Origin of the sequence: Bradyrhizobium sp. CCBAU 45384 (assembly GCF_028128665.1) — a bacterium.
GTDB classification, from domain to species: Bacteria; Pseudomonadota; Alphaproteobacteria; order Rhizobiales; family Xanthobacteraceae; genus Bradyrhizobium; species Bradyrhizobium manausense.
On the sequence record NZ_LBIZ01000059.1, the window covers coordinates 1 to 3335 of the forward strand.

At 57.1% G+C, this 3335-nt stretch carries 3 protein-coding genes; 2 read left to right on the forward strand and 1 reads right to left on the reverse strand.

What is annotated here, in order from left to right; all coding sequences use genetic code 11:
- Positions 1 to 248: 248 nt before the first annotated feature.
- A complete protein-coding gene (locus XH80_RS03055; RefSeq protein ID WP_271597280.1) occupies positions 249 to 872 on the reverse strand; it encodes an MSMEG_1061 family FMN-dependent PPOX-type flavoprotein in 624 nt (207 codons plus the stop codon).
- Positions 873 to 1183: 311 nt separating this feature from the next.
- On the opposite strand from XH80_RS03055, the gene XH80_RS03060 reads away from it, so the two are divergent.
- Both XH80_RS03060 and XH80_RS03065 read left to right on the forward strand, forming a co-directional pair.
- Positions 1184 to 2164, forward strand: a complete 981-nt coding sequence (locus XH80_RS03060) for an ABC transporter substrate-binding protein (RefSeq protein WP_271597281.1) — start codon at positions 1184 to 1186, stop codon at positions 2162 to 2164.
- Between the two features lie 177 nt (positions 2165 to 2341).
- A complete protein-coding gene (locus tag XH80_RS03065) occupies positions 2342 to 3322 on the forward strand; it encodes an ABC transporter substrate-binding protein (protein WP_271597282.1) in 981 nt (326 codons plus the stop codon).
- Positions 3323 to 3335: the final 13 nt, after the last annotated feature.

Below are 3335 nucleotides of genomic sequence, written 5' to 3' on the forward strand. Positions count from 1 at the left end.
CTATCGTCTCAACTGGCTACCGGCCTCTCGGCTCTTGCTCCCGCGCAGCGGGCTGGAGCGCAGCGACTTTGTGCATTGGCCCGAATGCGAAGTTTGGGCGGCGTCTTCAATTGTCAGCTTATCGGAGTAGACCGGAAGCAACCGGCCGACCTTCCAAACGGTGCTCATGACCCCGAGCGGACATGGTTCCAACGCCGAATGGTTGGATTCTTTCTGAAACAGGATCGAAATGCAAACCTTGCCGTCGGCTAGTAGAGGAGTTCATCATTTCGGTCGATGCGTGCCTGTATGGTCTCAACCGAATCAGTGGAATTGGCGTGATCCTTGATTGCTTGTGCGTAGGTTGGCAGGCCATCGACAGGGCCCCAGCGCTCGGGCTCCCAAAGACCCGACCGGATCACGGACTTGCCACAGTGGAAGAAGGCTTCGCGAACCTGCACGACGATTGCAAATTCCGGAGCCTTTTCGTTAACTGCCAACTCATCAAGCAGGTCAGGGTCTCGCACGATCAATGCCGTGCCGTTGACACGAACGACTTCGCGTCGCCGCGGCACCATAAAGATGATTCCGACGCTCGGGTTCTCGATGACATTGAGGAGCGTATCGGCCCGGTGATTTCCGGGGCGATCGGGTATCGCCAGCGTACGCGGGTCGACAACCTTCACAAAACCCGGCAAGTCGCCCTTGGGCGATACATCCATTGCACCCGCCCCGTTAATACTGGAAATGACAATGAACGGTGTTCGCGCAATCCATGACCTGCAATGGCCGTCGATATGGTCAATGACTTTTCTTGCCTGGTTGCCTAGCGGCGCTCCAAGAATGGCGCGCACTTCGGCGGCGTTCGTAATCTGCATCTTAGGTTGATACATTGCGGCCTCCGAGAATCGAGCATGATCCGGTCGGAAACAATGCCTGTCCTTTTGCAGTAGCACTAGACGTTAGCCTAACCTCTTCTCAGCGCGAAGCGTAATCCTATCGGCGAAACCCTGCAAAATGCTGCGCTCCGGTCAGCCGCTCCCATCGCTTCCGTCAGGGCGTCGCGAGGAGATGTCCGGTGCCGTGGGAAAACCGGAAGCGCCCGAGCGTTGGTCGAAACGGCACTTTTGACCCTTAGGGTCCTTGCCGGGGTTGGACCTCAATCAAAATTGAACTAAGCTAATGGCCCCTTGGGGGACACCGGATGAAACGCCGCCATTTCATCACGCTTGTAGGAGGAGCGGCATTGATTTGGCCGGCGCTGTCGCATGAACAGCAATCGCCAAGGGTTTGGAAGATCGGGTATCTGGGATTTGGTGAAGCATCGAGCTGGGCGAGCGAAGTGGAGGCTTTCCGCGCCGGTCTTCGCGATCTAGGATACATCGAAGGCACGAATCTCAGCATTGATTTCCAATGGGCCGAGCGAGTCGATCAAACCTTTGATCTCGCAAGGCAACTCGTCGACAGGAAGGTCGACGTCATTTTCGCGCCTGCATCCACTCAGGTAGGGCCCGCCCGGCGCGCAACTGCCACTATTCCCATCGTTTTCGCTCAGCACGCAGACCCGGTCGGGCTTGGAGACGTGACAAGCCTCTCGCGTCCCGGCGGCAATATAACGGGCATGTCCATGCTTCTCACAGAAGTGTCCGTGAAAGAACTGGAGATCTTGAAGGAGATAATTCATGGTGCCATGCGCGTCGGCTTGCTCTGGAATCCGACCACACCTTCGCATCCGACCGCTGTGAAGGCGGTCGATCGCGCAGCACGAACGCTGGGAGTGGAGCTCGTCCCTGCTTCGGCCAGCACCGTCTCGGAAGTTCAGGACGGATTTCAAGCCATGGCGCACAATCAATGCAACGGGGTCCTAGTCTTGTCGTCGCCTCTATACACGGTGCAAGCAGATCTCGTGGCCGAACTTCACATGAACCATCGGTTGCCTGCCATATTCGCAAATAGGGCCAACGTGAAGGCGGGCGGCCTGGTCAGCTACGGGGCGGATCTAGACGATCTCTATAGGCGCGCCGCCTTCTACATCGGCAAAATCTTTAAGGGGGCCAAGCCTGCGGAATTGCCGGTGGAGCAAGCTTCCAAATATTTCATGGTTCTCAACCTAAAGACAGCGAAGGCTCTGGGCGTCAATGTTTCCCCTGCCTTGTTGGCCAGCGCAGATGAAGTGATCGAATGAGTCGCAGAGCTGACTTGCACGAGTCTGCTTATGGTCCCATGGCTCCCGCAACCGTGCCAAACCATCGTGATAGAACCAACTTGGAAGTCGGCAGCCACCAAAACATATTTCGCTCGATGGCTGCCGCACCTGTTGAGTTCAAGCGGATAAACCGACCGTTCTATCTTGGAGGCGGACATGCGACGACGGGAGTTTCTTGCTCTTGTAAGCTGCGTGGCAGCAGCTTCCCCCCTTGCTGCGCGTGCTCAGACCGCGAAGGTTTATCGCCTTGGGACGCTCACTGCGGGGCTCCCAATCTCTCCTGCGGCGGACCGTGGTAAGGTCTTCTTCAACGAACTGGCGAAACGTGGCTACGTGGTTGGGCGCAATTTGGTCCACGAGGCGCGTGGCGCGTCGGGCAAGCTTGAGCTGGTGCCGAAGCTAATGCAGGAGCTGAAGGTCGCAGGAGTGGACGTTGTTGTCACTATCAGCTATCCGGCAGCATCCGCGGCCAAATTATCGGGCGTTCCGACAGTGCTCGCGTCCGGCTCTGGCGATCCGGTCAAGACCGGGTTGGTCGAAAGTCTCGCGCATCCGGGCGGAAATGTGACCGGAATCGCGGATGATGCATCGATGCTTTCCACCAAACGCCTTTCTTTGCTGAGGGCCTTGTTGCCCGGACTTCACCACGTCGCGATGATTTGGAATAAGGATGATCTCGGCATGTCGATGCGTTACGAGACATCAGCAAAGGCTGCGCAAGGGGCTGGAATCACGGTTCAGCCGCTTGGCGTTCGGGAACCTGATGACTTCAATGAAGCTTTCGAGGCGATGACGCGCGATCCGCCCGATGCCATTTTGATGGTCTCGGACTCACTGACCATACTCAACCGCAAGCGAGTGATCGACTATGCTGCCACACACCGGCTGCCGGCGATCTACGAAGCAGACTCGATCGTGCGTGACGGCGGCTTGATGTCCTATGGAGCGGATTCAAGTGAATCCTTCGAACGCGCTGCAGCGATGGTCGATCGCATTTTCAAGGGTACGACGCCAGCCGACCTCCCAGTAGAACAGCCCACACGTTACCAGTTCGTCATCAACCTAAAGACTGCAAAGTCGATAGGGCTCGAAATTCCATCCACACTGGCGGCGCTCGCGGACGAAGTAATTGAATAGGTCAGCGACTTCG

Coding starts and splice junctions, on each gene's coding strand:
- XH80_RS03060 (WP_271597281.1), top strand. CDS start 1,184: ATGAAACGCCGCCATTTCATCACGCTTGTAGGAGGAGCGGCATTGATT.
- XH80_RS03065 (WP_271597282.1), top strand. CDS start 2,342: ATGCGACGACGGGAGTTTCTTGCTCTTGTAAGCTGCGTGGCAGCAGCT.
- XH80_RS03055 (WP_271597280.1), bottom strand. CDS start 872: ATGTATCAACCTAAGATGCAGATTACGAACGCCGCCGAAGTGCGCGCC.